Here is a 23,068-nt window from a genome sequence, read left to right as displayed (position 1 = left end):
TTCCGTTCACAAATCTGTATAGATTAGGATGCGAGCAATAGTCGGAATTTCATTACGGCTTCTCGCTCGTTTTGCGAGTCACGACATTCAAATATTTTCCTTTCAAGCTTTCCGTTTTTATGGTGTTGTTCTGTTGCGTGAATCGATGCCAGCCAATGTCGCTACGGCGCAATGGCGTCGATGTTCGCTTGTCGTCGCCATATGATGAAACACCTTCGCTGCCGAAGACTTCAAGGCCAGTAATTTTTGCTAGCCGATAAGCGAAGGTATCCTCAATCGGTCCGGTCCATGTGGACGAACCGACATGCGTACCTTCTTTGCCGCCAGCGGTTCTGCACATTCCCAAGACAATGGTCGCGTCCTTTTCGAACGCGATCTTCTTGTCATTGATCATTTTCTCCAAGTCTGAAAGTTTGGCCGCACGCTTGGCGTCGAACGTGGCACCGCCCGGCGGCTTGTCGGTGTATAGGCCGGCGCCAGGTCCTTCACCGCCCAGTCCAAAGGGTGTGCCATGCGATAGGACCACGAGTTCCTTGATCGACCCGGCGTTCTTGAGTGCATCGAGTAACGCTTTGCCGGAATCGACTTGCACGACATCATAGCCTTCGGCTTTCAACGCGGCCTCAGACGCCTTATACTCGTTTTGAGACTGACGATAAGCACTCCACAACTTTTTATTTGCTTCGTATTTTTTAAAATCAGAAGAATATTTCTTTTTTGCTTCTTCATACTTTTTCATGCTTTCCACGAATGCTTTCTCAGCTTTGTTCTTATCTTTTTCGTATTTCGCCTTCTCTTTATCTGAAGCATTTTTTCCGGGGGCTTTGATCGTCGGCTTCTGGGGCTTTATGGGCTCCTTAGGTCGGGGGAGTTCCTTTCCCGCCGGCTTGGATTCATTGTGCATGACAATGGCGAGCTTTTTGCCGCTCTGGCCGTCAGGATCGACGAAGCCCGTCGGATTGCCGAAGCAGTATTGGTAGAGGTTGGGACCCTCCTCCTCGCCTGCCGGATCGCAGGCCGTCCATCGCCCGAGCCACGGCGCGTAATACCTCGCCCCGTGGTAGTACAACCCGCTCTCCTCATCCTGCTCCTTGCCGGTATACCGATACCGTTTCGCTGTCTCGGTCTGGCTGCGTACGGCCTGATAGGTCGAACTACCGTAGGGTGCGTATTCCTCGTAGGAAATGATCTGCGCCTGTTCATCCAGTTCCAGGCTGGCTGAGCCGAGGTGGTTGCCGAACTGGTAGCGGATCAGTTGCCGGGGTGCGTGGTCGCCGCCCGCCGAGTCAAAGGTCCGCGTCTCCACCACCGCAATGCGCTGCTTGTCGTCCATCACGTGCAGCGTCTCGCGCTCCAGGGTGGCGGTGTTGGCGTCAATGGGGCCGACGTGCTTGCGGAAGATCTCGAAGCCGCCGAGGTAGATGCGCTCTTCGGCAAGGCCCGGCGCTTTCTCCCACACCTTGCGCACGCGCTGGCCTGAGGCGTCGTAGACGTACCAAGCCGCGCCGCCACCGCCCAGGTCGGTCTGGCGCAACTGATCCTTGTAGTCCCAGTGCATGTTGGGCCCGAGCAGGCCGCCGCCCAGGTGCGGCATGCGCAGCATGTTGCCGTGAACGTCGTGCAGGTAGGTTTCCGGCTGCGGCGTGTTACCCGCCGGGTTCAACGTGGTACGGGTCAGGCGGTTCCTGGTCTTGAGCAGCGCACCGCCGTTGCCGTCTTCGATCAGACTGGCTTCGAGATAGTCGTAGGCGCGTGTCCAGCCCGGATGCGCCGGGTCGTTGCCGCGATGCTGCATTTGCAGGAAGTTGCCGACGGCGTCGTACACATAGCGCTCGATGTACGTGCCCATGGCGTTGCCGTTGCCGGGGTGGTCGAGTCCTGTGTGGAAGGCGTTGGATCCATCGGGTGCCGTTGGCGGCTTTCGCTCGCCGCTTGCCAATTGACCGAGGTGTTCGCGGCCGGTGGCCTGGATCAGGCGGTAGAGGGCGTCGTAGACGTAGTCGTTGCTCGGTTCGACGCGCTTGTTCCGGAAGTAGATGGTCTGCTGCGCGTCGTCCTGGATGTGGGTGATGTTGCCGGCCGGGTCGTAGGTGTAGTGCAGGTTCTGCACCTGCTTGCCCGGCCAGCCGGCACCGGGCTGCTGCGGATCGTCGCCAGGGAAGTCCGCCGCCTTGCGCTTGGTCAGCAGTTGGGTGAGGCGGAAGGTGAGCGGGTCGTAGCGGTAGAAGGTGCTGGCGCCGTTCTTGTAGTCGATGAGCAGGCGCTGGCCCTTTGCGTCGTAGTCGATGTCGGCGACGCCGACCAGCGATGGGGCCTCGTTGGCCGGGTCGAGTAGTGCAGCAGGTTCGGCAGCGCGTTCCAGCCACACGTCCACCCGCTCCAGCAGGTTGGCCTCGTTGAACACCGGCTGGATGACGTTGAACTTGCCGCGCCCCAAGCTGCTGCGCGGCGCGATGGACTGGGTGGGACGGTTGAGTGCGTCGTAACAGGTGCCGGCCTCGAAGGTTTCGACGTCGAGCTTCGGGTCGCGCAGCCAGTCGGGGATGGCGGTGTAGTCGCTGACCAGTTGCCGCGTGCTGTACAGCAAATTGCCCTTGAAGTCGTACGCATCGGTCGGATTGCTGTTGGCATCCACTCGCGCATTGGTCGCGACGTGGGCCGAATCGAAGTGGCGATAAATGCGGGTGCGCAAGTTGAGCACTTCGGCGTTGCCCAGTGTCTCCCCGTACTCGATCTTGTCGACCAGGATCTCGCGATTCAGGGTGCGCGGATCGGACTCGTTGGTCGTGCCGCGCACGGTCTGCTCGACGGGGCGGCGCAGCAAGTCGTAGCCAGTGGTGAAGTTGTGGCCGCGGCTGTCCCAGGCTCGGATGGGTTTGCCGCCCACCTCGTTGAGCATCCAGAGCGCGCCGGCTTCCATGCTGAGCTGGTGGATGCGGTTGCCAAGCATGTCGTAGGCGTAGCGCATGACGATGCGACCGAGCGGGTCGCCCGCCTGCCGGATGGCGTCGCGCATGGCGCGCTGGTTGCCTTCGATATCCAGCTCGACGCGGGTGGCGAAGCTGTCCTCGCCGCCGTCGAGGTCGTGACCGAGGCACACGACGCGGTTGCGCGCCACGGTGAGAAAGGGGCGGCCGAGCACATCGAAATGCGCGGTGGTGGGCGTGTCGGCATGTGCTGCAGCCCGTTGGGCAGCGTTACGCTCGTCCGCTCCCAGGGCGCCGCCAATGCGTTGTACATACCAGGTTTGCCAAGGCTGCGCGGGATTGGCTGGCGGGGCCTTGAAGAACTCGGCGACGTAGCCGCGGATATCAGCGTCGGTGCGAGGGTCACCGGTCTGGGCGTTGCGCGCGGCACAGGTGTCGTTGACGTCGTAGGTGGTCTGCTGCCAGGGGTCGAATACCACCTTCTCGTAGGTGTGGTTCGGGTGCAGCGTCGCGATGACACGCTCGGCCGGGTCGTAGAACAGCACCGGGCTGACGCCGACCATGATGCCGAATTCGTAGTCATGCGTGGCGCTGAAGAAGGGCTCGTACTGGCGGACCGGCTTGCCTTTGTTGTTGAAGATGGCCCAGCCGCTGCCAACCCAGCGTGGATTGACGATGGGCGCGGCTAGGTTGCTGACATCCAGCGGTCCCGGCTCGGCCTGGATCTTCTTCTGGATCTCACGGCCGAAGCCGTCGGAGTAGGAGAAGCTGAGCTGGATCTTCAGGCCCTGGGGCGGCAGCGGGCTGCTCGCGTGGGTTTCGCGCGCGAGCGTCGCGGCGCAGGCGGGCTGCCACTTCGTCGGGTCGTTGGGGTGGGCCAGCCGCGTGCGGCGGAAGCGGTCGAGGTCGTAGACGATGCGCGTGGTAGCGTCTTTCAGCAGCGCGGCTGCGACGGCGTGCGGATCGGCAGCACCAAAGCCGTCGAGCTGAGCTTGCGTGAGGTCGGTGACAAAACCAGCCAGTGTGTCACCTTCCATCTGTGCGGGCAGCGGCTTGCCCATCACGGCAGTGCCGACCACCATGCCGAGCGTGTCAAAAGCGACTTCGGTCTGGTTGCGGTTGGGATCGCTGACCAGGCGCGGCTGCAGGACGCGGCAATCGTTGCTGTCCACCGTGACGCGGTTGCCGAGCGCGTCGCGGGTTTCGACCATCAGCAGGTCATGGGCGTCGAAGTCGACGAAGGCGTTCTGGCCGAAGGGGTCGCGGTAGCGACGCGGCCGAAAGAAGTGCTGCCGCGCCAGCGCCAGTTCGGTGGCGGCGTTGTCGGCAGGATCCGTGCTGAAGAAGGCCTGCCCCGAGGGCGTCCACCAGTGATCGTCCGCGTCGCTCGCGGGGAAGCGGCTGTCCGTCTTGAGGGTCTGGCTTCGAAGGTAACCGCCCCGGTTGCCGGCCTGTCCGCCAAGGACGGCCGCCGGATCGGGCAGCAGGGGTTCGGCCGCCTGCCCTTGGCGCGGACGCTGAAAGGCCTGTTCGATCAGGCCTGGGGTGAAGGCGAGCTTGTAGCTTTCGCCGGGCAGGCCAAACGACTGCGATTCTCCGAGCGGCAAGAGGCCGTTCAGATTGTCGCGCCGGTAGAGGGTGCGCAGCCATTCGATCGGGCGGCGGCGCTGGCTGCCGGCGGCTGTGGCCTCGTAAGCGACATCTGGTGCGGTGACCTTGTGGCGTAGCCGGCCGGCAGCGGCAGGATCGGGCTCGACGAAGTCCGTGGCTTGGTAGCGACCGTCCGCACCAGTGGCGGCGTAGCCCGTCAGCTCGAACGTGATCGCCTCGCAAGGCAGTGGGTTACGGCGCGTGTCGGATGACTCAATGGCATTGGTGACACGGTTTTCGGTGTAGGTGAGCAGCGATGTTGTCTGCCGTTCGCGATCCCACTGCGTCGACAGCGGTGAAGCGCGGCGTCCGTAGCCGATAGCCGCTTGCTTGAGCACGTTGCCGTAGTCATCGACCTCCAGCGTCAGCGCGTGCTGGATGCGCGGGTCGGCTGGGTTGCGCTCGTAGTGGTAGCTGAGGGACTCGCAGGGGTAGGTGAAGAAGACGGCGTGGCGATTGGCGCCACGGGGCTGCAAAGCGCGGATGCTGAAGTTCTGCTCGGTGACGGTGTAGGGCGTACGGGCGCGCTGGACCTGATCCGGCGTGGCGCCGGGGTGGTCGGCGTCATCGGCATAGACCTCCTGGCGCAGCATCGAGCCCTTGAGGGTGCGGCAGGCTTCGCGCTCTTCTTCCACGGTCAGGCCAGGCGGGACGATGGTGTCATCGAGCAGAAGCGGCCGCGCGGTTTCGACGGTCAGTCCGGGCTCACGGAAATACTCATTCTCGAAGTGGCGCGAGACGCGTTCCCGACCGAGGTAGACGCCGGTATGAAACCAGCTCTTGGTGTGCACGGGCGGCACGTGCGATGCAGCGGCGATGTTGTCTGCCAGGACAGTGCCACCGGCGAGGGCGGCGAACTGCTCCGTGTCCCATTGCTCGACCATCCCGAAGCCGCGGAACTCTCGTTCCTCGCCGTCGAAATAGCCGTGGTGGTAGGCGTAGCGGGTGACGAAGCGGTTGCGGCTGATATGGTCGCAGGTTTCCACGCGCTCGACCACGTGGACCGGAAACGGCAGCCGGGTGATCCACGGCTTTCCGTCGCGCTTGTCCTGCAGGTAGAACCTGGTGGAGGGGGCGTAGTCGACGCGCGTCTCTGCCCCGAGGTTGTTGACGGCCCTGACCAGCAGATGCGGCTTGCGCCCGCCCATCAGGTTGACATAGCGCATCGAACGCCGCGCGTCGCCCGGCAGCGCCGATGACCAGACCAGGCAGGCGGTGCCGTTGCCGAGCAGGTCGGTGGCCAGGATGCTTGCCAGGTCATCGATGCGCGGGAACACCTTCAGCACGTGTGGCTGGCTCCAGCCGTTGCCGGACTGGTTGAAGTACAGCCGCACGCCATCGCGGTGCAGGTAGATGATGTCGGTGGTGCCGCTGCCGTCAATGTCGGCCAGGCGGAGATAGCGATGGTCGAACTGGCCCGGAAGGTCGAACCAGGGCGCGTTGTCCATCGTGATCTTGGCGCCGAAGCGGCCATAGCCCAGGTTCGGCCAGTAGCAGACTTCCCCGTTGCGGATGCGGACGATGTCGGTCAGGCCATCGCCCGAGAGATCGGCCAGGTAGAGCGACTGGGTGCCATCGGCAAAGATGACGCGCGGGCCTTGCTCTTCATCGAGCGCCTGCGCGACGTGCCGTGCCGGGCCGAAGCCATCTTCCCCGAGCAAGGCATGCCAGACAAAGGCATTGTCTTCGGTGATCAACACGTCGGCACGGCCGTCGCCGTCCAGGTCCACGAACCTGAGGTTCGGATCGCGCAGATTGCGGTTCAGGCGCGAGGCGAAAGGACGGAAGGGTTGCCAGCCTTCGGCCTCGTCATGCTCGTACAGGCCGGAGGCGGCGCCTTCCATGACAACCACGTCGGGCTGGCCGTCGCCGGCGAGGTCCATGAACTCCGCGCCGCCGGACAAGCTGGCACCGGGCTTCATGGCGACGGCTTCGAGCGGCGCGAACTTCGCCCTCACTTCCTGCTGGCCGCCCGGCAGCCTTTCCGGTATCGGGCTGAGATTGCGCTTGTAGTACCAGGCCCCGGCCTGCTCGGTGAGGATGCCGGCAAGCCCCTCGCCGTGCAGGTCGGTCCAGCGGTAGCTGCTGCCGTCCAGGCCGATGGGCGCGCTCTCCAGGCTCTCCGGGTCCACTTCCTCCACCACATCCTGCACCTCGGGCGCGGTGTACTCGAACTCCAACGGCGGAAAGCTGCGCCGGTCGTAGCCGCCGTTGTGCCGACGATAGCCGGTCTGGGTGACCGCGCGCAGGAACGCGTAGATGGGGTTGCGAACGTCAGTGGGGGCGCCGTCCGAATAACTGAAGTCGGTGGAGCGCACCAGGCAATCGCGCTCTACACCCGCTTCGCCCGGGAAGTGGTGGAACATCAGGACACGCCGGCAGATCCGGTAGGTGCGCAACTCGAAGCCGGCGCGGTATGCGGAAAATGGATCCTGGCGCGCGGGCCACGTGCCCGTTTCGACGGGCGTCGGCGCGCTGGCGTCGTGCTCGCCGTAGTCGAAGACGACCTCGAAGAGCCAGGCGTTGCTTGCGTCGCGCGCGCACGAATCAGAGGGCTCGGGCCAGGGGGCATCGTCCGCCAGTATCGGGAAGTAGGGCGAACGATGGCCATAACGAATGCGCTTGAGGTAGCGCTGCGCGGAACGGGACGCATCCGTGCGGTTGCGCTCATGTGCCCTGGCAAGTCCGTTGCCGGCCGTGTCCTCAAGAATCCGCGCCGAGTCCTCGGGCTTGTAGCCATAGACAATGACGTTGCCCTTGTCATCGTGGCTCTGGCAGATCAACCAGCTGAAGACGCGGCTTGGGTCCGCTGGATCGGCAATGCGGCTTTCGGCTGTCCTGCCGTACCAGGTAGTGACGTTGCTCTTTGAAATGGAGCGCCAGAACACGTCGCTCGCATCGGCGAGGTTGGTCCAGCGCTCAATGCGGGCGAACAAGCCCTCGATGCGCGGCCGGAAACGGTCTACCCGGTACGTCATTCCATTGACGGTGCGCGCGGGCAACTGCTCCCGCTCCCATTTCCCTTGCGCATTCGTGAGCACCGGGACCAGGTCCTCGGTGCCAGAGATCATGTAGACGTCGGGTGCGTCCACATGGTCGAGGTAGGTCGGAAGCCCCCGATCGGTCTTGCGAGTGATCGCAGGAAGCGACAGGTTCCAGCCGAAGCCGAACGGACCGTTGCCCGCGCCTGAATCGTAGCTCAGAGAAAGCTGGGGGCCAAAGCCCGAACGGCCCGGGCTTGTTGCGATCGGCACCGAAATCGAAGCGGTGCCGGTGACCGGGTTGGCCCCGAACTTCTCGCCGAGACCGCGGATCGCGCCGCCGCCCCTGGGCAGCGAGATCGACGGCGCAGCCTGACCCTGAGTCCCCTGGTTGCCTGAACCCTCGCTCGCTGCCGTGCCTGGAATCATGACAGGCGCTCCCGGTGTAATGCTTTTGTTCTTGGCTCCTGCGCGGAGACGCACGTGAAGGCGGCCCTTGCAATGGATGCAGCGTAGAAGACGGCGGCCAAAGTGCAACTGCGAGCCGTTTAACTCTGATCTGCACATTCCCGGGTTCGATGGCACCCGGATACCCGAATGAGCTTGCTGCCTTCGCAAGCATCGCGAGGGAGCAAAGCTTCAGGGGCGCAGCAGCAAAATTGGGGGTGGTTCAGCCTGCACTCAGCCAGATGGTCCGAAGCGATCGGGGCGGTCTAGAATCAAGGAGCGTACTACCGTCCTGGAGCTTGCCATGGCCAGATCCCTCCGTCTGCTGGCTGCCTGCGCGGCACCCCTCGCTTTGAGCGCTCTTGCTGCGCCGCCGGCCGGAACCCTGATCCTTAGCTTCAATCATCCCGAGACATACACGGATGCCGCCTATCGCAGCGCGTACGGCAGCGACAAGGAGAGGGCGCAGGTGATGAACGATATCCGCGCCCACTTCCACGAACTGGCCGCCCGCCACCTGCCGCCTGGCTATACGCTGAACATCGAAGTGCTCGATGTCGACCTGGCCGGACATTTCGAACCGTGGCGTTTTCCCGGCTATGACTTGCGCGTGGTGCGCGATGTCACCTGGCCGCACATGAAGCTGCTCTATGAACTACGCGGCAGCGATGGTGCCGTGATCGGCAGGGGCGAGCAGCGTATCGCCGACCAGACCTTCAATATGGGTGTCAACGTCTACAGTCCCACCGACAGGCTGCGCTACGAGAAAGCGATGATGGACCGTTGGTTCGACGAAGCCGTGACACGCAAGATCCCGGCGCGCCAGAGCGATCACGCCTGATTGGCTGCCTTCCGTTGCGCCAGCGCCGACAAGACGGCCAGGCTCATTGCGCCGACCCCGGCCTTGATCGCGGGCTCAGGCGCCGGCGCAAAGAATGGCGAATGGTTCGATGGCAGCGCCGCGCCGCCGTTCTTGCCCGGATCGGGTGGACGCTCCGGTAGCGCGGGCAGGGCGGCTGACGCGTTCGTGGCGGCCCGTTCATGACAGTGTCAAAAGCGGTCGCCCCGAGAAGACCTGCTCGGCAATCTGCACAGTTTTTTGGAATAGGGGTATCCAAGTGCTGCCAACCCGCGTATATTTCGCCCCGCGGGGTGGAGCAGTTGGCAGCTCGTCGGGCTCATAACCCGAAGGTCGCAGGTTCAAGTCCTGCCCCCGCAACCATATTCGCCCAGGCCCCGCCGGAGCTATCCGCGCGGGGCTTTTGCTTTCATGCCGGAAGATGGTGAGGGAGGCGTCCGCACACCCGGCAAGCTCCCGACCAGACGCAGGCCCCGGACCGCTCAGCGCAGGTGCCCGCCAAACAGTCCGAGCAGGCCGATGACAATGAGGTAAATGGCGACGATATAGTTAAGCAGCCGCGGAATGACAAGAATAAGGATGCCGGCGATCAACGAGATTAGCGGGCCGGCGCTGGTAATGAAGTCCATGATGGGCCTGTGTGATTGGGGTTGATCTGGCGGGCGCTCCTGGGGGCGGCTGTTGGTGGTTACATGGCAGCCAGCTTCGTGACCTTAGTGGCTTCGAGGCTGATGCCTGCCATCAGTCCGCCATGATTTGCTCCGGTGCTCTAGGTATGAAAACGGTGGCGCAGAGAGGCAAAGCTCAGCCGAACACACGCGATCGCAGGTCGTCCTCGAAATCGACAGTCCATTGCGCACCCAGGTTTCCGTTGTATTGGCGGATTTCCCTCCCGAAGCCTACCGAGACGGTGCGCCTGCGTGGCGGCCCAGCGCCTGCAGCGTCTTCAACAGCTGTTACGGTAAATCCGTCGGGTGCGACCCCGTTACGCAGACAGGTCTCGCGGAAAGCTTCCTGCTCCAGCGGAGGGAACTGATTCAGCATCGTCTCCAGCATGGGTGTCTCCTGATGCCGACATGTAACGAGGAAAGGCCGAAGCGGCCAAGGGCGGCCCGTCGGCTGGCCGCCTTTGCCATTTCGCCCGCGGTGCGATGGCTCGGGTGCTGACCCTCTTCAGGGCGGAGGACTGCCGCTCGGGCGGAACGCGTTGTCGATGGCCTGCCATGGAATCCTGAACACCGATTCGAGGGATTCGCTGTAGTACTCGTTGCTGCTCCTTCGTATCGACAGGAACATCCATACCTATGCCCAGAGGATAGTTTATTTACGCACCGGAAGGGCGCGTTTCGGCATCGGTCACTGGTGGCGGGGCGTAGACATAGGGTCAGGGGTCGCGAGTGCTCCAACTTAAATGCATACACACCAGGTCAGTCTTGCAACGGACGCCTGTTCTGGGTCTCGTACAACGCCACGATAACCGTGTACATCATTCCGACTAGACATGGGGTGCCCAAAAGGGTCTGCGCTTGTCCCATTAGCGCAGTAGTCGGCACTGGGTGACGACGGCCGATTATAAACACAATGAAATGCACGATTGGACAGTGTGGCTAGAGTGTATCGCTCGTTAGAACAAAATGGCTTTCCGATCTTTGGCCGTGCATTGGTAGATGCGATTTGTGTGTGGAGTCTCATTCAGTCGAAAATTATTCTCACGACGGAACTTCGAGAACGACCAGCCGCCTGCACTAGTTGATATATCGGGAGTGATTCGCCGATCTGAAAAGCTAGCTTTCATCCAGCGAGCCAGGTTGGGCCTCCACGGGAGGATGCGGCACATCGTCTTGCACCTATAGGGACCGATAGGGGACGCTGATGCACCTTGAGTCGGCAAAGATTCCTGTTTCTTCGGTGGCTGAGAGGCCAGGCCACCTTTCTATCCGCAACCCATCTCAGTCATCCAGACTACCTTGCAATTAAGACCGGTAAGCGATCTGGAACGGCCATCCAGAATGCTCTTGTTTGCAGCGGTGCCTCAAATTAACGGACGGGATCAAGCGTTGTCCTCACGAAGAAAGAGCGAGGAACGCCTCGCGACGAGGGACCGGAGAATGGTCTCTCGCCGCCAGAGGCGTTATCACGGTTTGCGCAGGCAATTTAATCATGCGCCCGAGCAGACGAAGTCCATGATGGTGTGAGGACTAGCGCGCACCCGTACTCTGCACTTCTTCCAGTAACGCGCGCGCAGCCAGTTTGCCAAGATTGTTGCCAGCGAATGGACTATCGCCTGTGAGGAGCTTCCGGTCACGGAAAGTACTCCCATCAATTTTAGTATTGACGATCTCTACTCCCATCGCTGCGAGTTTCTCTCCAAAGAACCAACGCAATGGGCCGGGCATATAGCCAATATCTGGCGTCTGCTTGTCCATGGAATCCGGGAATGCGCAGATGCGGTAGCCGCGGAACAGGTCTCCCCCGTTAGGTTCGTCGACGCCGGCGGAAAGCAGGGCCGCAGGCCCATGACAAAGCGTGATGATGAACCTGTCGTTTTGCATGGCCCACTGAAGGGTTGCCTTCATATCTGCGCTGAAGGGCAGCCCCATCAGGGCGCCATGTCCCCCAGGGATAAAAACGGCAATGTAGTTTGCGTCCTTGTCCAACGAATTGACTACGTCAGCAAGCTTAAGGGGCTGTTGAAATTTTTGCTCGTACTTCGCGTAGAGGGACTTTATCTCGGCGTCCTCAGAAGGGAACGCCCACCATTCGAACTTGGTCGGATTGCCCGATAAAGTGGCAATGTCGAACTCGAAGCCCGCGCGGTCCAGGTGATACATCGGCAGCAGGGTCTCGACGGGATGGTTGCCAGTAGAAAAGAAGGTACCGTTTCCGGTCAGGAGATAGCGCTCGTCCGCAGCGACGAGTAGTACTTTCCAGCGACCTCCCCGATAAGCGTCCGGATAGTCGGCGTCGGAGAGGTTCGACTTTGGCGATGTGAATTGTGAGAGCGAGTATGGGGAGGGAAAGAACGCCTTGTGCTCGGCTGGGTCAGGCGTCGGCTGCTTGCTGTCGGTCTGGGACGTCATGATAGGCTTCCTTCTAAAAATCAGTTCTAGAGCTTAGTTTTCACCGGCTTTTTTTACATCAAATGGGGAATTCCCCCGATCACCAGCAAGGACCATGCATTCCGGCGCCTTGCTATGTGCACTTCACCTTCCCGCTCGTATCAATGTTTTTTTCGCACTTGCGGGCAACCACGGTTCGGACGCAGGTCGATCGCTTAATCGGCGGGCGGCAGCTTCGCGGACAGTTCAGGAAAATGGAGTTCGCCTTCGTAGGTCTCAGCGCCAGCTTTGAGTATCGCCTTGACCCGCGCCTGTATCGCTTCGTTGGCTACGCAAAGGTCGGCCTCATGCGCTTCCATCAACAACCCTTCGGAGAACGATACGTCCGACCCCATGTCCACGGCCTTTTTCAGATGGGCAATCGTGGTGGTGGGGAAGGTTGCAATGCGGCGGGCGAGCTTGTCCACGAATTGCCCCAGTTCTCCTGCCGGCAGCGCTCGATTGATATAACCGTAGTGGTCGGCCAGTTCTGCCGAGAAGTCTCCGCCGACGAGCAGCACCTCAAGGGCACGTGCGCGCCCCATGCGCCGCGGCAGGCGCTGTGTGTTGCCCCCGCCGGGGACGAGTCCGCAGACGACTTCCGGCTGGCCGAACACAGCCTTGCCGATCGCGGCGAAACACATGTCCGCGGCCAGCGCGATCTCGCAGCCACCACCACGAGCGATGCCTTCGACCTTTGCGATCACGGCTTTTGGCATGTTGCGCAGGCGCTCTCCGAGCATCTGGGTCAGACGGAATGTGCGTGTATTCGAAGTCGTCTTCGGCGCCGAGCCGACACGGTGCAGGCCCGAGTGTGCGATAAAGAATTTCGGCACAGCGCTCTGCAGGATGATGACGCGTACGCTCGCATCCTGTTCCAGTTGTCGGGTCACCCGATCGAACTCATCCGACAGTACCTCATCGAGCAGGTTGAGCGGCGCATAGTTCAATGTTACGGTGGCGACGCCGTGGTCTTTGGTGACCTGGATATGTTTGTAATCGGCGTAGTTTGCACTGGCCCCTTGGGGCGAAGCGGAGCTTTCGGACGCGGCCCCAGTTTCGGCCGAGACGAGCAACATTCCCGGCGCGAGTGTTGCAGCGCCGACGGACTGGACAAATGAACGCCTGGAGATAGTCGACATGGCAGGTCCTTGGATTCATCTACCGCTTGCCGAGCCAGGCTTGGCCCGTAGTTCGCGGCGGGTCGAGTGATGCGGTTGCCCTCCACCGGGGCGTCGCGGTTTCCCCCAGGCGCCGCGGAGGAAGGTGGCTATGTCAGCAATTTCGGAATTGACGCGGCGGCGATCGAAGGTCAGCATCCCGAATGGCGTGAGTACGCCTTCGGTTGACTCCGCTCCACCACCATTACAGTTCAAGTCGAGGAACATGATTTTGCTTGGTGCGCCGACGACGAATCGCATGACATTCTTTCGAAGTGCTTTAGGATGCACACTCCAATCCAATGGCCTTGCGATTCCCATTAGCGAGTAATTGTTCGTGGAAACGCGAGACACGCTGTTCGCATCGTTAACGCAATCATTCCCGTATCGCTGCGGTGTTTGCAAGGAGCCTCCCTAAGTGGGGGGGTACCCAGGTCAGGTCTTGGCAATGCTGAAGTCGGCGCTCGGATTAGTCCAGGAGGCTTCGGTTCAGCACAAAGCAACGCCCGGAAACAGTGAAGAGTTGGCAGCGCCGGTCATGCCCCCCACCTCCCCCCCCTATGACGGTATCCTATGCCCTTGTGGCTTGATTTCCGTTTCCGCGATCATCCGTTACAGTCGTATCCAGCCCTGCTCGGGTGATCCTAGTGAAGAAAAGTTAGACGCGAGGGGCAAGAAGCGCGAGGGGTAGCTAGTTGGCATTCCGGCGACTGCGGATAGCAATGCTTGTAGTAGCGCCGGGTACACCAAGGTACCGACCATGGCGGAGGTGGGCGGTGAAAGGCGTCGGCGTACTCGGCGTCCGGTGTTGCGGTGGGCGAACCTGCTGCTGGCAAAGCTGGAGCAGTAAGGGCACACCCCCGCCTAGTCTGCGACTCAGGAGCGTAGTATGGGGAAGACTGTATTGGTGACTGGCGCCGGCAGCGGCTTTGGCAAAGGGGTGGCGCTGGGACTCGCGCGCAGCGGGCATAACGTTATTGCAGGAGCGCAAATCTGGCCGCAGGTGACGGAATTGCGCAATGCGGCGGAGCTCGAGGGCGTCCGGCTGACGGTAATCAAACTCGACATGTTGGACGCGATCGACCGGCAGCGCGCGTTCCAGCACGAGATCGACGTGCTGTTTAACAATGCTGGCATCATGGAGGCGGGGCCGGTGGCGGAGATTCCTATCGCGCTGGTGCGGCGGGTATTCGAGACCAATGTATTCGCGGCACTCGAGATGGCGCAGGGGTTCGCCCGACAGATGATCCGGCGCGGCAGCGGCAAGATCGTCTGGACGTCTTCTGTTGCCGGTCTGGTCAAGGTCCCCTGGGTGGCGGCGTATGCGGCATCCAAGCATGCGGTCGAGGCGCTGTGCGCGTCCATGCGTGAGGAGCTGAAGCCTTACGGGATACAAGTCGCGACCGTGAATCCTGGAGCCTACCGGACGGGTTTCAACGACACCGGCATGGAAAGCATGGACCAATGGTGGGAAGACGGAAAGCAAGCGATGCGGCCACGCATGAAGCGTCCGCTGAATAACCAACATGACCCGCAGGAAATGATTGATGCCATGATCGATGTCATCACCGCCGCGTCGCATCGCTACCGAACCATCAAGCCTGATTCCGCCGCTGAGATGGTGCGCCGGGAGCAGCGTGATGAATGGGATGTGATCGTCTAGTGTGCTGCATGCTGTCAGGAAGAGTCACGAATGACGCAATCATCTCCGGTCGCTGCTGCGCAACTGCCCCAATGGCGGCCAGCCTTGATCCTGACAAAGCTGGCGCCACCGCGAACGCGCCACTATATCCATCGTGAACGCTCCATTGGGCTATTGCGGCCTGGCATGGAGCGCAAGCTGACGGTCCTGGTAGCCCCCGCCGGCTTCGGCAAGACGTCGCTGTTGAGTGAATGGAAGAAGGTCTTGGCGCAGGAAGGCTGCGCCGTTGGCTGGCTCAGCATCGACCGCGATGATGATGACCTCTTCCAGTTCGGCGCTTATCTGCTCGCCGCGGCAAGGGAAGCTTGCACGCAGGCCGGCGAGCCGATCCCTTGCGGCCTGAAGCCCGACCCGCTAGCGCCGGCGGACACGATGTTTGCGGAACTTCTCAATGCGGTCTTGGCCCTGCCGCGCCAAATGGTGTTGGTGCTGGATGATTTTGACCGGCTGGCATCGCCAGCCATTCACGAGGCGGTGTTCAGGCTGCTCCGATATGCGCCGGAGAACCTGCATCTGCTCGTCGCGGGGCGGGGCGAGCCGGGCTTTCCGCTGAGTTACTTCGAGGCCCGGGGCCAATTGCTGAAGCTGGATGCGGAGGCCCTGCGCTTTGACAGCGCCGAGGCGCAGGCGTTTTTTTCTGCCGTTTCCGGCCATGCCCTGAGCGCTGCCCAGATCGAGGTGCTGCTGCGAGCGACAGAAGGCTGGGCGGCTGGCTTGCAATTAGCGACGTTTGCATTAAGCGCAACCGACAAGCCTGACGTCTTTGCTGAGCGCTTGCCATTCGCCCGGCGCAGCGTTGAAGCGTATCTGAACGAGAACGTATTTGTTCACGTCCCCGAGCCGCTACAGACTTTTCTCCTACAGACCTCGGTGCTGGACCGGATGTCGGTGCCCTTGTGCGATGCAGTGACAGGCTCCAGCGAGTCGCATGCCACTTTCGAGTGGCTGATGGCTCGGAATTTGTTCGTCAGACCCTTGGACGCCGAGGGCCAGTGGTATCGCTATCACGCGCTGTTTGCCGAATATCTGAGAAAACGCCTGGTGAGGGAGCGTCCCCACGAAGTTGCCGAATTGCATCGCCGGGCCAGTGAATGGTTTGCGGCGCAATCGCTGTGGCAGGAAGCGGTCCGGCATGCCTTGGCCGCGGGGGATGTCGATCGCGCCGCCGGCTGGGTCGAGCAATGCGCGATGACCCTGGTCGAGGCCAGCGACGTGCGGACGGTGCTGAGCTGGGTTGCCAAGCTGCCCCCCGAGGCGGTGCATGGCCGGCTGCGCCTGCGCCTGGCGCAGGCTTGGGCGCTCGCGTTGACGATGCAGACAGTGGCGGCCAGAGCGGTGTTGCAGGCGGTCGAGGAGGACATTGGCCACGGGCGGCTGCCCTTGACCGAGGTAGTGCGCGTCGAGTTGCAGGCGGTCACGGCGCTAATCGCGGGTCTGTCCGATGAAAGCGAATTTTCATTGGAAATGGGCCGCAAGGTGCTTGCGCTCGGCCCCGACACCGGCTCATGGGAGGAGGGCATCGGGCTGACCACACAGATCTTCGGGCTCAGCTATGCAGCGGGATTTGACGAGGTCGAACGCCTGCGGCGCACGCTCACCCTCAATACCGGCGCTGATACGCCGATCTACGCCAAGGTGTACCGGCAAAGCATGGTTGGGCTCAGCTTGTTCGTGGAAGGCAGGCTGGGCGAGGCCGTTCAGACCCTGGAGGATGTGCTGCGCGAATCCAACGCGCGCGCCGGCCGGCAGTCTGCCGCATCGGTGCTCCCGGTCGGATATCTGGCCGCAATCCACTATGAATGGAATGACCTCGACCGGGTCGCGGAACTGCTGGACGAGCGGCTCGAGATGGCGCTGCAATCTTGCTCGCTGGGACCCCTGATCGGCTTCTGCGTGACGCTGGCCCGTCTGCGGCTGCTGGCGGGGAAGCAGGATGAAGCCTATCGGATCGTGGAAGACGCGGAAGCCGTAGCCAGAAGCCGCCAATGGCTGCGCATGCAGGTCGCGTGCAAGGCCGAGGCGATCCGGATCAGTATTGGTGCCGGAGATATCGGCCGTGCCGCGCGCATCGGGCACGACCTGGATGGGCTGGTCGGGCAGAAACCGGCGACCTTGCGTGGCAGCTACCTGGAAACCTGGCAACGCTTCCAGGTGGCGCATTGCCGGCTGCTAGTGGGGCGCGGCCGACCCGCGCTAGCTGTTCCCATCCTGCAGGGGGTGCAGGCTGAGGTCCGTGCGGCGGGCATGCAGTACCTGTCCGCCCAGATTTCAGTGATGCTGGCGGTCGCCCTGCACAGTGCGGGGCAGCGTGCGGAGGCTGTGCAGGCCATGCGCGCCGCGCTCACCTATGGCCAGGCGAACGGTCTGCAGCGGGTGTTTCTCGATGCCGGCCCTGCGGCCCGGGAAATCCTTGACGCGCTGTGTCTGCAGCAAGACCGCCTGGCCGAGGTTGAACCTTGGTATGTGAGGAGGCTATGCGCCGGGTTCGATGCGCCGGCAAGCGAGCCAGACGCCGCGGATGACCAGGCGGAGCCGGTGGCCGCCAGCAGGCTAAGCGCCCGTGAAGTGGAAATTCTCGACTACGTGGCACGAGGACTTTCCAACAAGGAGATTGCCCGGGCCATTCGTGTCGCCCCGGAAACCGTGAAATGGCATCTGAAGAATATTTTTGAGAAGCTGAAAGTGAACTCCCGCATCCAGGCGGTCCGCAGTGGCCTGGGCCGGGACCTGCCACGGGTCGCGGAGCGTCCCGTGGCGCGAAGCTAGGTTCCCGCGGGCGCTATCCGATCGCGAACCCATCAACACGCCCCATGTTGTTCCTGACCACCGGGGCGCTGTCCGACTATGTCGCCGGCGTCCAGTCATTCTCACCGCGATGGCGCTGCGATCCTACCGTTCCTTATCGCTAATGGTGTCGCCACGCTGATGCTCGCACGCATCATCCGGGGCGTTTCCACCGGCGTGGCCTCAAGCGTGCTCGGCGCCGGGCTGCTCGACCTGGACACCGTTCGCTGCGTGATGATCAACGGGCTGGCGCCGGGGCTGTGTCTCGCAATGGGCGCGCTGGTCAGCGGCGTGCTGGTCCAGTATCTGCCTTTCCCTCTACGCTCGGCGCATTTCTGTTGCTGCTCGCGATGCGCTGCTGCAAGGTATCCTGGCACTGCGCTTGCCGCAGACCATTGCACGCCGCGTCGGCGCTCTAGGTTCTCTGCGTCCGACTATCCGTGTCCCTTCGCAGGCGAGGTCCGCGCTGATCCTCTCGTCGCCGATCAAAGTCGCGGTCTACTCGATGAATGGTTTCTGTCTTTCCCTAGGGTCCGACCCTCGCCCGCGATGTCACGGCTGGGCAGGCACCGTTGACGGGTAACCCACTGGTTTGGCGGTGCGCTGATCCTGTTGTCGATGGTAGCGACCGTCGCCACTGTGTTCCGCCGTCCACCTTCATCGCAGCGTTAACGGGCACCTCGGTTTGGAATGCGTGCAAATGGGGCAGGCATACCGAAACGGCCGGGGCGCACGGCATCGCTCGCACCCCTGTACTTGCCGCCCTGTGCCGTTACTGGCCCATCGTGAGCACGATCTTGCCGATATGGGTGCCGGAGTCCATCAGTTCATGGGCTGCCCGCGCCTGTTCCAGTGCGAATGTCTGGTAGATGAGCGGCTTGACCGCGCCAGATGCCATCAGCGGCCAGACCTGCGCCTCGAGCTCGCGGATGATCTCGGCCTTTTCTTCAGGCGTGCGCGAGCGCAGGGTCGAGCCCATGTGGGTGAGGCGCTTGGTCAACATCGGGAACAAGTCGACTTCCTTGGCGACGCCCTTGATGACACCGATCTGCACGATGCGCCCGTTAATGCCCGCGGCAGCGTAGTTGCGCGGGACATAATCGCCGGCGATGATATCGACAATGACATCGGCACCTTTGCCTTCGGTGACGCGCATGACGGCCTCGACAAAATCCTCTTCCAGGTAATTGACCGCGTAATCGGCGCCAAGTGCGAGGCTGGCGTCGCGTTGCGCGTCCGAGGCCACGGTGGTGATGATCTTGGCCGCGCCAAAGGCCTTGCTGAGCATGGTGGCTGTGGTGCCGATCCCAGACGCGCCGCCATGGATCAGGATGGTGTCCCCCTTGGTGAACTTGCCCCGCTGGAACAGATTGAGCCAGACGGTCATAAAGGTTTCTGGCATCGCGGCAGCTTCCACCAACCGCAGACCATCGGGCAGGTGCAAGGTATTGTGCTCGCTGGCGACACTGTACTCGGCGTATCCACCCCCCGGAATCAGGGCGCAGACGAGGTCGCCGACTCTGAATCCGGTGACGCCCTGGCCGAGGGCCGCGACTTCGCCCGCGACCTCGAGTCCGGGGATGTCGGAGGCGCCGGGAGGCGGATCGTACAGCCCCTTGCGCTGGAATACGTCGGGACCATTGACGCCTGCCGCATGGTGGCGGATCAGCAGCTCGCCCGGGCCGGGCGCGGGCACTGGCCGCCGTGTGGGCACCAGCACTTCCGGGCCGCCGGGATGCTTGATTTCGATGGCCGTCATCGTATCGGGGATGTTATGCGAAGGCGAAGGCATGAAATTTCCTGATTAACTCGTGGAGCGCGGCGCAGATCTCCGTTGTGGGAATTGCTGTCGCGGTTGAGGCAGTATAGGTTTCTGCGATTCAATGATGTGATGCAGGGTTTCATGGCTGACATGCAGAATCGCATCGGACTATTTGTGCGGTTGAGAGGGGATATGAACTGGGACGATGCCCGGGTTTTTCTCGCGCTGTATCGGGATGGCACGCTGCGCGCCGCGGCGAGATCGCTTGGCGTGGACCAGGCCACAGTAGGGCGGCGCCTTACGGCATTGGAAAGCGTGGTTGGGGCAACCCTGTTCCTACGCACGTCAAGCGGCTATGTGCTGACCATGGCGGGCGAGAGCGTGCTCGATGCGGCGGAGCGCATGGAGCAGTCTGCCAATGACTTCCAGCGGTTGACGCAGGGACTCGACGACCGGCTCGCGGGCGAAGTGAGGATCACCACAACCGATTCGCTGGCGATGGATTTTCTGATGCCAGCGCTTGAGGCGCTACACGTAAAGTACCCTGAGGTCGTATGGCAGATTGATGCATCGACCCGGATGCTGAACCTGGCAAAACGGGAAACGGATATCGCGATCCGCACGGCCAGGCCGGACAACCCCGACCTGATCGCACGCCGTCTGGCCCAATGGCCGATGGGGCTGTTCGCCTCACCAGGCTACCTTCGCGTGCATGGAGAGCCCCAGGCCGGTACGGCCTTTTCCGGCCATGACCTGGTGGTGTACCAGCCTTATGTGCTTGGGTCGAGGGAGCCAATGTTGGTGGGCGAACCCATTTCCGGCGGGCGTATCGTGGCGGCCGTCAATTCCAGCCTGATGTTGCGCAGTGCCATCAAGGCGGGGTTGGGTGTGGGCGAGATTCCTGTCTACATGGGCAAGGCCGACGACCTGGTCAGGCTCTGGCCTGAGCGTTGCCGCGACGTGCCCTATGAGGTGTGGCTGGTGACCCATAAGGACTTGCGCCACACCGCGCGGATACGCGCTGCGATCGAGGAGATCGCGCATGCCTTCGAACGCCTTCGGTAGGAGGAAGGAGACAGCCAGGCCATTCCCGGCTGCCGGCGTTGGCGCAGCCCCCCGTTCGGGGAGGGGCATTGACAGGGCTCGGCGAAGCGAGATGATGATGACTGCACGGGCGTGGCGGACCTATCGGGCGCCATGCCGGCCTGCCCCATGATCCATTTCCAGGGAGATCTGTGATGAGCCAAATCGAGATCGTCAAGGCGTTCTTCGCGCGCTACCGTGAGCATGACATAAACGGCATGCTCGCCATGTTTTCGCAAGATGCGCGTATCGATTATGTCCCCATGAGGCTCGAGGGGCCGGCCGGCGATGCCGGCAGGACAATCTGGCGCGCCCTGATGGATGGTTTCCCGGATTTGAGCAACCAGGTCACTGCGGTCTATGGTGACGATGACCAGCGCACCGCAATTGCCGAGGTCACCATCACGGGCACGCAGGCTCGGGACGTGCTAGGGATCGCAAGCCGAGGCCAGTCCTTCTCGCTGCCGCACGTCTTTATCGTTCGTATGGACACGGATGGCAGGATCGAATTCATGCGCGCTTACTGGGACAACGCGGCGTTCTATGCCGCGCTGACGCCTGCAGCGACCTAGCACGGAGCTACCGCAGCGGGTTGCACGTCTGTGTGGCGCGCTACCCGCGCCGGGTCATGCGCCAGGGGTCAGTGGCTGGATGGTGCCGCCGCCCCATGGCCGGTCTGTGCGCGGACCAGTTGCGCGTCGAAGGCCTGGCGCTCTGCCTCGGCCCTGGCGCTCCGGTCGAAGCGCGAGCACAGGTATGTGACCAGGAACGCGAGCGGGACTGTGAACAGCGCCGGGTGGTCGTACGGAAAGATGGCTGAGGGGTGCCCCAGCACGTTCTTCCAGACGGCAGGGGAAAGTACCACCAGCGCGACCGACGACGCCAGGCCCGACGCCACGCCCCAGACCGCGCCGCGGCTGGTCAGGCCGCGCCAGTACATCGACAGCACCAACACCGGGAAATTCGCCGAGGCCGCTACATTGAAAGCCAGCGCGACCAGGAACGCCAGGTTCTGCCCTTTGAAGGCAATCCCCAGCAGCACCGCAACGATGCCGATGGCCAGCGTGGCTTTTTTGGTGACGGCGATCTCGGCTGCCTCGGTGGTAGTGCCGCGCCGTAGGACACCGGCGTAGATGTCGTGCGAGATCGCCGAAGCACCGGCCAGCGTCAGGCCCGACACCACGGCGAGAATCGTGGCAAAGGCGACGGCCGCCAGGAACCCGAGGAACAGGTTGCCGCCGGTCGCGCTGGCCAGGTGCATCGCGACCATGTTGCCACCGCCGAGCAGCTTTCCGCCGACATGGCCGCCTTCAAAATAGCGTGGATCGGTACCGACGATCACGATGGCCGCAAGTCCGATGGCAAACATGGCGAGGAACATGTAACCGATGCAGGTGCTGGCTACCAGCACGCTCTTGCGTGCTTCGCACGCATTCGGCACCGTAAAGAAGCGCATCAGGATATGCGGGAGTCCCGACAGCCCGAGCACGGTGGCCACACACAGCGAGAGCGCCGAGACCGGATCGGCGAACAGCGTGCCCGGCGCGAGCAGGGCGGGGCCGCTGCGGTGCACCGCGATTGCCCTGGCAGCCAGCGCTTCAAGGCTGAAGCCGAAATGCCCCAGCGCCAGGAACATCAGCAACGAGCCGCCGAACAGCAGCAGCACTGCCTTGACGATCTGCACCCATGTCGTCGCGATCATGCCGCCAACAGTCACATAGATCATCATCAGCACGCCGACCCCGATGACGGCATAGACATAGTCGATGCCGAACAACAACTGCACCAACTCGCCGGCGCCGACCATTTGCACGATCAGGTAGAGCAGCACCACCACCAAGCTACTGGCCGCTGCAATGCAGCGCGTGCTGACGGGATCGAGCCGGTCTGAAATAATGTCGACGAAGGTGAATTTGCCGAGATTACGCAGTCGTTCGGCCATCAGGAACAGCATGACCGGCCAGCCGATGAAGAACCCGACGATATACAGCAGGCCGTCAAAGCCGCGCGCATAGACCAGGCTGACCACGCCGAGCAGCGTGGCCGCCGACATGTAGTCGCCCGCCACGGCCAGGCCGTTCTGCATGCCGGTGATGCCGCCGCCTGCGGTAAAGAAGTCATTGGCGGTCCGGGTGCGCGAGGAGGCCCGGTACGTGATGCCCAGCGTCAGCGCGACGAAGAGCAGGAACATGGAAATGGCCTGGAGATTCATTGTCCGGCCTCCGACAGGATCTGCTGCACCATCGCTTCCAGCTCGCCGTTGGCCCGGCGCACGTAGAACCACGTCGCCCCCCACCCCAGCAGCATGATTCCAATGGCAAGGACGATGCCAAGGTTGAACAATGTTTCCGGATGAAGCCGCTCGGCCAGGCGCTGGGGCTGCATTGCAACCGCGAGCATCAGCGCGAGAAAGGGGGCGAGGACCAGGGCCAGCAAGGCCCGCGAGAGGCGAGCGCGTCGGCGGACCAGTTCGCCGAACCTGGGATGGCGCCTGATGCGCTCTGTTGTGGTGAAAGCTTGCATTGCTTTGTCTCCTGAAGCGGGTTTTCTAGTGAGAACGCACTTGCCACGCCGGCATTGGCTACCGGCTCATGGGTGGGTGCCGGAATTGGGGG

The 23,068-nt window shown here is 62.4% G+C and carries 14 protein-coding genes and 1 tRNA gene; 7 read left to right on the top strand and 8 right to left on the bottom strand.

Annotated features, from left to right (window positions below):
• Window positions 1-52: 52 nt before the first annotated feature.
• A complete protein-coding gene (locus tag AC3WQZ_RS17475; RefSeq protein ID WP_492300938.1) occupies window positions 53-7,987 on the bottom strand; it encodes a SpvB/TcaC N-terminal domain-containing protein in 7,935 nt (2,644 codons plus the stop codon).
• 149 nt (window positions 7,988-8,136) lie between these two features.
• Between AC3WQZ_RS17475 and AC3WQZ_RS17470 the strand changes: the two genes are divergently transcribed.
• From AC3WQZ_RS17470 to AC3WQZ_RS17460, 3 genes are all read left to right on the top strand, one after another.
• A complete protein-coding gene (locus AC3WQZ_RS17470) occupies window positions 8,137-8,361 on the top strand; it encodes a helix-turn-helix domain-containing protein (protein ID WP_492300937.1) in 225 nt (74 codons plus the stop codon).
• Complete coding sequence (locus tag AC3WQZ_RS17465; RefSeq protein WP_492300936.1) at window positions 8,310-8,846, top strand: DUF3016 domain-containing protein; 537 nt, start codon at window positions 8,310-8,312, stop codon at window positions 8,844-8,846. Before AC3WQZ_RS17470 ends, AC3WQZ_RS17465 begins: the two co-directional genes overlap by 52 nt.
• Window positions 8,847-9,151: 305 nt before the next feature.
• A tRNA-Met gene (locus tag AC3WQZ_RS17460) sits at window positions 9,152-9,227 on the top strand.
• 119 nt (window positions 9,228-9,346) lie between these two features.
• Here AC3WQZ_RS17460 and AC3WQZ_RS17455 read toward each other — a convergent pair.
• The 4 genes from AC3WQZ_RS17455 to AC3WQZ_RS17440 all read right to left on the bottom strand — a co-directional run bounded on the left by AC3WQZ_RS17455 (window position 9,347) and on the right by AC3WQZ_RS17440 (window position 13,104).
• Complete coding sequence (locus AC3WQZ_RS17455) at window positions 9,347-9,493, bottom strand: DUF3096 domain-containing protein (RefSeq protein WP_010809333.1); 147 nt, start codon at window positions 9,491-9,493, stop codon at window positions 9,347-9,349.
• 175 nt (window positions 9,494-9,668) lie between these two features.
• The gene (locus AC3WQZ_RS17450; protein ID WP_011617176.1) at window positions 9,669-9,920 is read right to left on the bottom strand and encodes a hypothetical protein; all 252 of its coding nucleotides are present in this window, start codon (window positions 9,918-9,920) and stop codon (window positions 9,669-9,671) included.
• Between the two features lie 1,142 nt (window positions 9,921-11,062).
• A complete protein-coding gene (gene hchA, locus AC3WQZ_RS17445; protein WP_010809335.1) occupies window positions 11,063-11,944 on the bottom strand; it encodes a glyoxalase III HchA in 882 nt (293 codons plus the stop codon).
• 194 nt (window positions 11,945-12,138) lie between these two features.
• Window positions 12,139-13,104, bottom strand: a complete 966-nt coding sequence (locus AC3WQZ_RS17440; protein WP_011617175.1) for an enoyl-CoA hydratase/isomerase family protein — start codon at window positions 13,102-13,104, stop codon at window positions 12,139-12,141.
• 907 nt (window positions 13,105-14,011) lie between these two features.
• Here AC3WQZ_RS17440 and AC3WQZ_RS17435 point away from each other — a divergent pair.
• Together AC3WQZ_RS17435 and AC3WQZ_RS17430 are read left to right on the top strand one after the other, a co-directional pair.
• Window positions 14,012-14,785 carry an SDR family oxidoreductase gene (locus AC3WQZ_RS17435; RefSeq protein WP_011617172.1) on the top strand — a complete coding sequence of 258 codons (774 nt, stop codon included), beginning with the start codon at window positions 14,012-14,014 and terminating at the stop codon, window positions 14,783-14,785.
• Window positions 14,786-14,815: 30 nt separating this feature from the next.
• Complete coding sequence (locus AC3WQZ_RS17430) at window positions 14,816-17,590, top strand: winged helix-turn-helix domain-containing protein (RefSeq protein ID WP_492300934.1); 2,775 nt, start codon at window positions 14,816-14,818, stop codon at window positions 17,588-17,590.
• Window positions 17,591-18,380: 790 nt separating this feature from the next.
• On the opposite strand, the gene AC3WQZ_RS17425 is transcribed toward AC3WQZ_RS17430, so the two are convergent.
• A complete protein-coding gene (locus AC3WQZ_RS17425) occupies window positions 18,381-19,400 on the bottom strand; it encodes an NAD(P)H-quinone oxidoreductase (protein ID WP_011617169.1) in 1,020 nt (339 codons plus the stop codon).
• A 162-nt stretch (window positions 19,401-19,562) separates the two neighbouring features.
• Between AC3WQZ_RS17425 and AC3WQZ_RS17420 the strand changes: the two genes are divergently transcribed.
• Window positions 19,563-20,435 carry a LysR family transcriptional regulator gene (locus AC3WQZ_RS17420; RefSeq protein ID WP_011617168.1) on the top strand — a complete coding sequence of 291 codons (873 nt, stop codon included), beginning with the start codon at window positions 19,563-19,565 and terminating at the stop codon, window positions 20,433-20,435.
• A 173-nt stretch (window positions 20,436-20,608) separates the two neighbouring features.
• Window positions 20,609-21,025, top strand: a complete 417-nt coding sequence (locus AC3WQZ_RS17415) for a nuclear transport factor 2 family protein (RefSeq protein ID WP_011617167.1) — start codon at window positions 20,609-20,611, stop codon at window positions 21,023-21,025.
• Between the two features lie 68 nt (window positions 21,026-21,093).
• Here AC3WQZ_RS17415 and actP read toward each other — a convergent pair whose 3' ends face one another.
• A complete protein-coding gene (gene actP / locus AC3WQZ_RS17410; RefSeq protein ID WP_010809343.1) occupies window positions 21,094-22,665 on the bottom strand; it encodes a cation/acetate symporter ActP in 1,572 nt (523 codons plus the stop codon).
• A complete protein-coding gene (locus AC3WQZ_RS17405; RefSeq protein ID WP_010809344.1) occupies window positions 22,662-22,976 on the bottom strand; it encodes a DUF485 domain-containing protein in 315 nt (104 codons plus the stop codon). The genes actP and AC3WQZ_RS17405 overlap by 4 nt, the downstream gene beginning before the upstream one ends.
• Window positions 22,977-23,068: the final 92 nt, after the last annotated feature.

This window comes from Cupriavidus sp. FW305-26, from assembly GCF_058787975.1.
The sequence above is the reverse complement of the archived record's forward strand: the minus strand, read 5'-3'. Positions and strand labels throughout refer to the sequence as shown.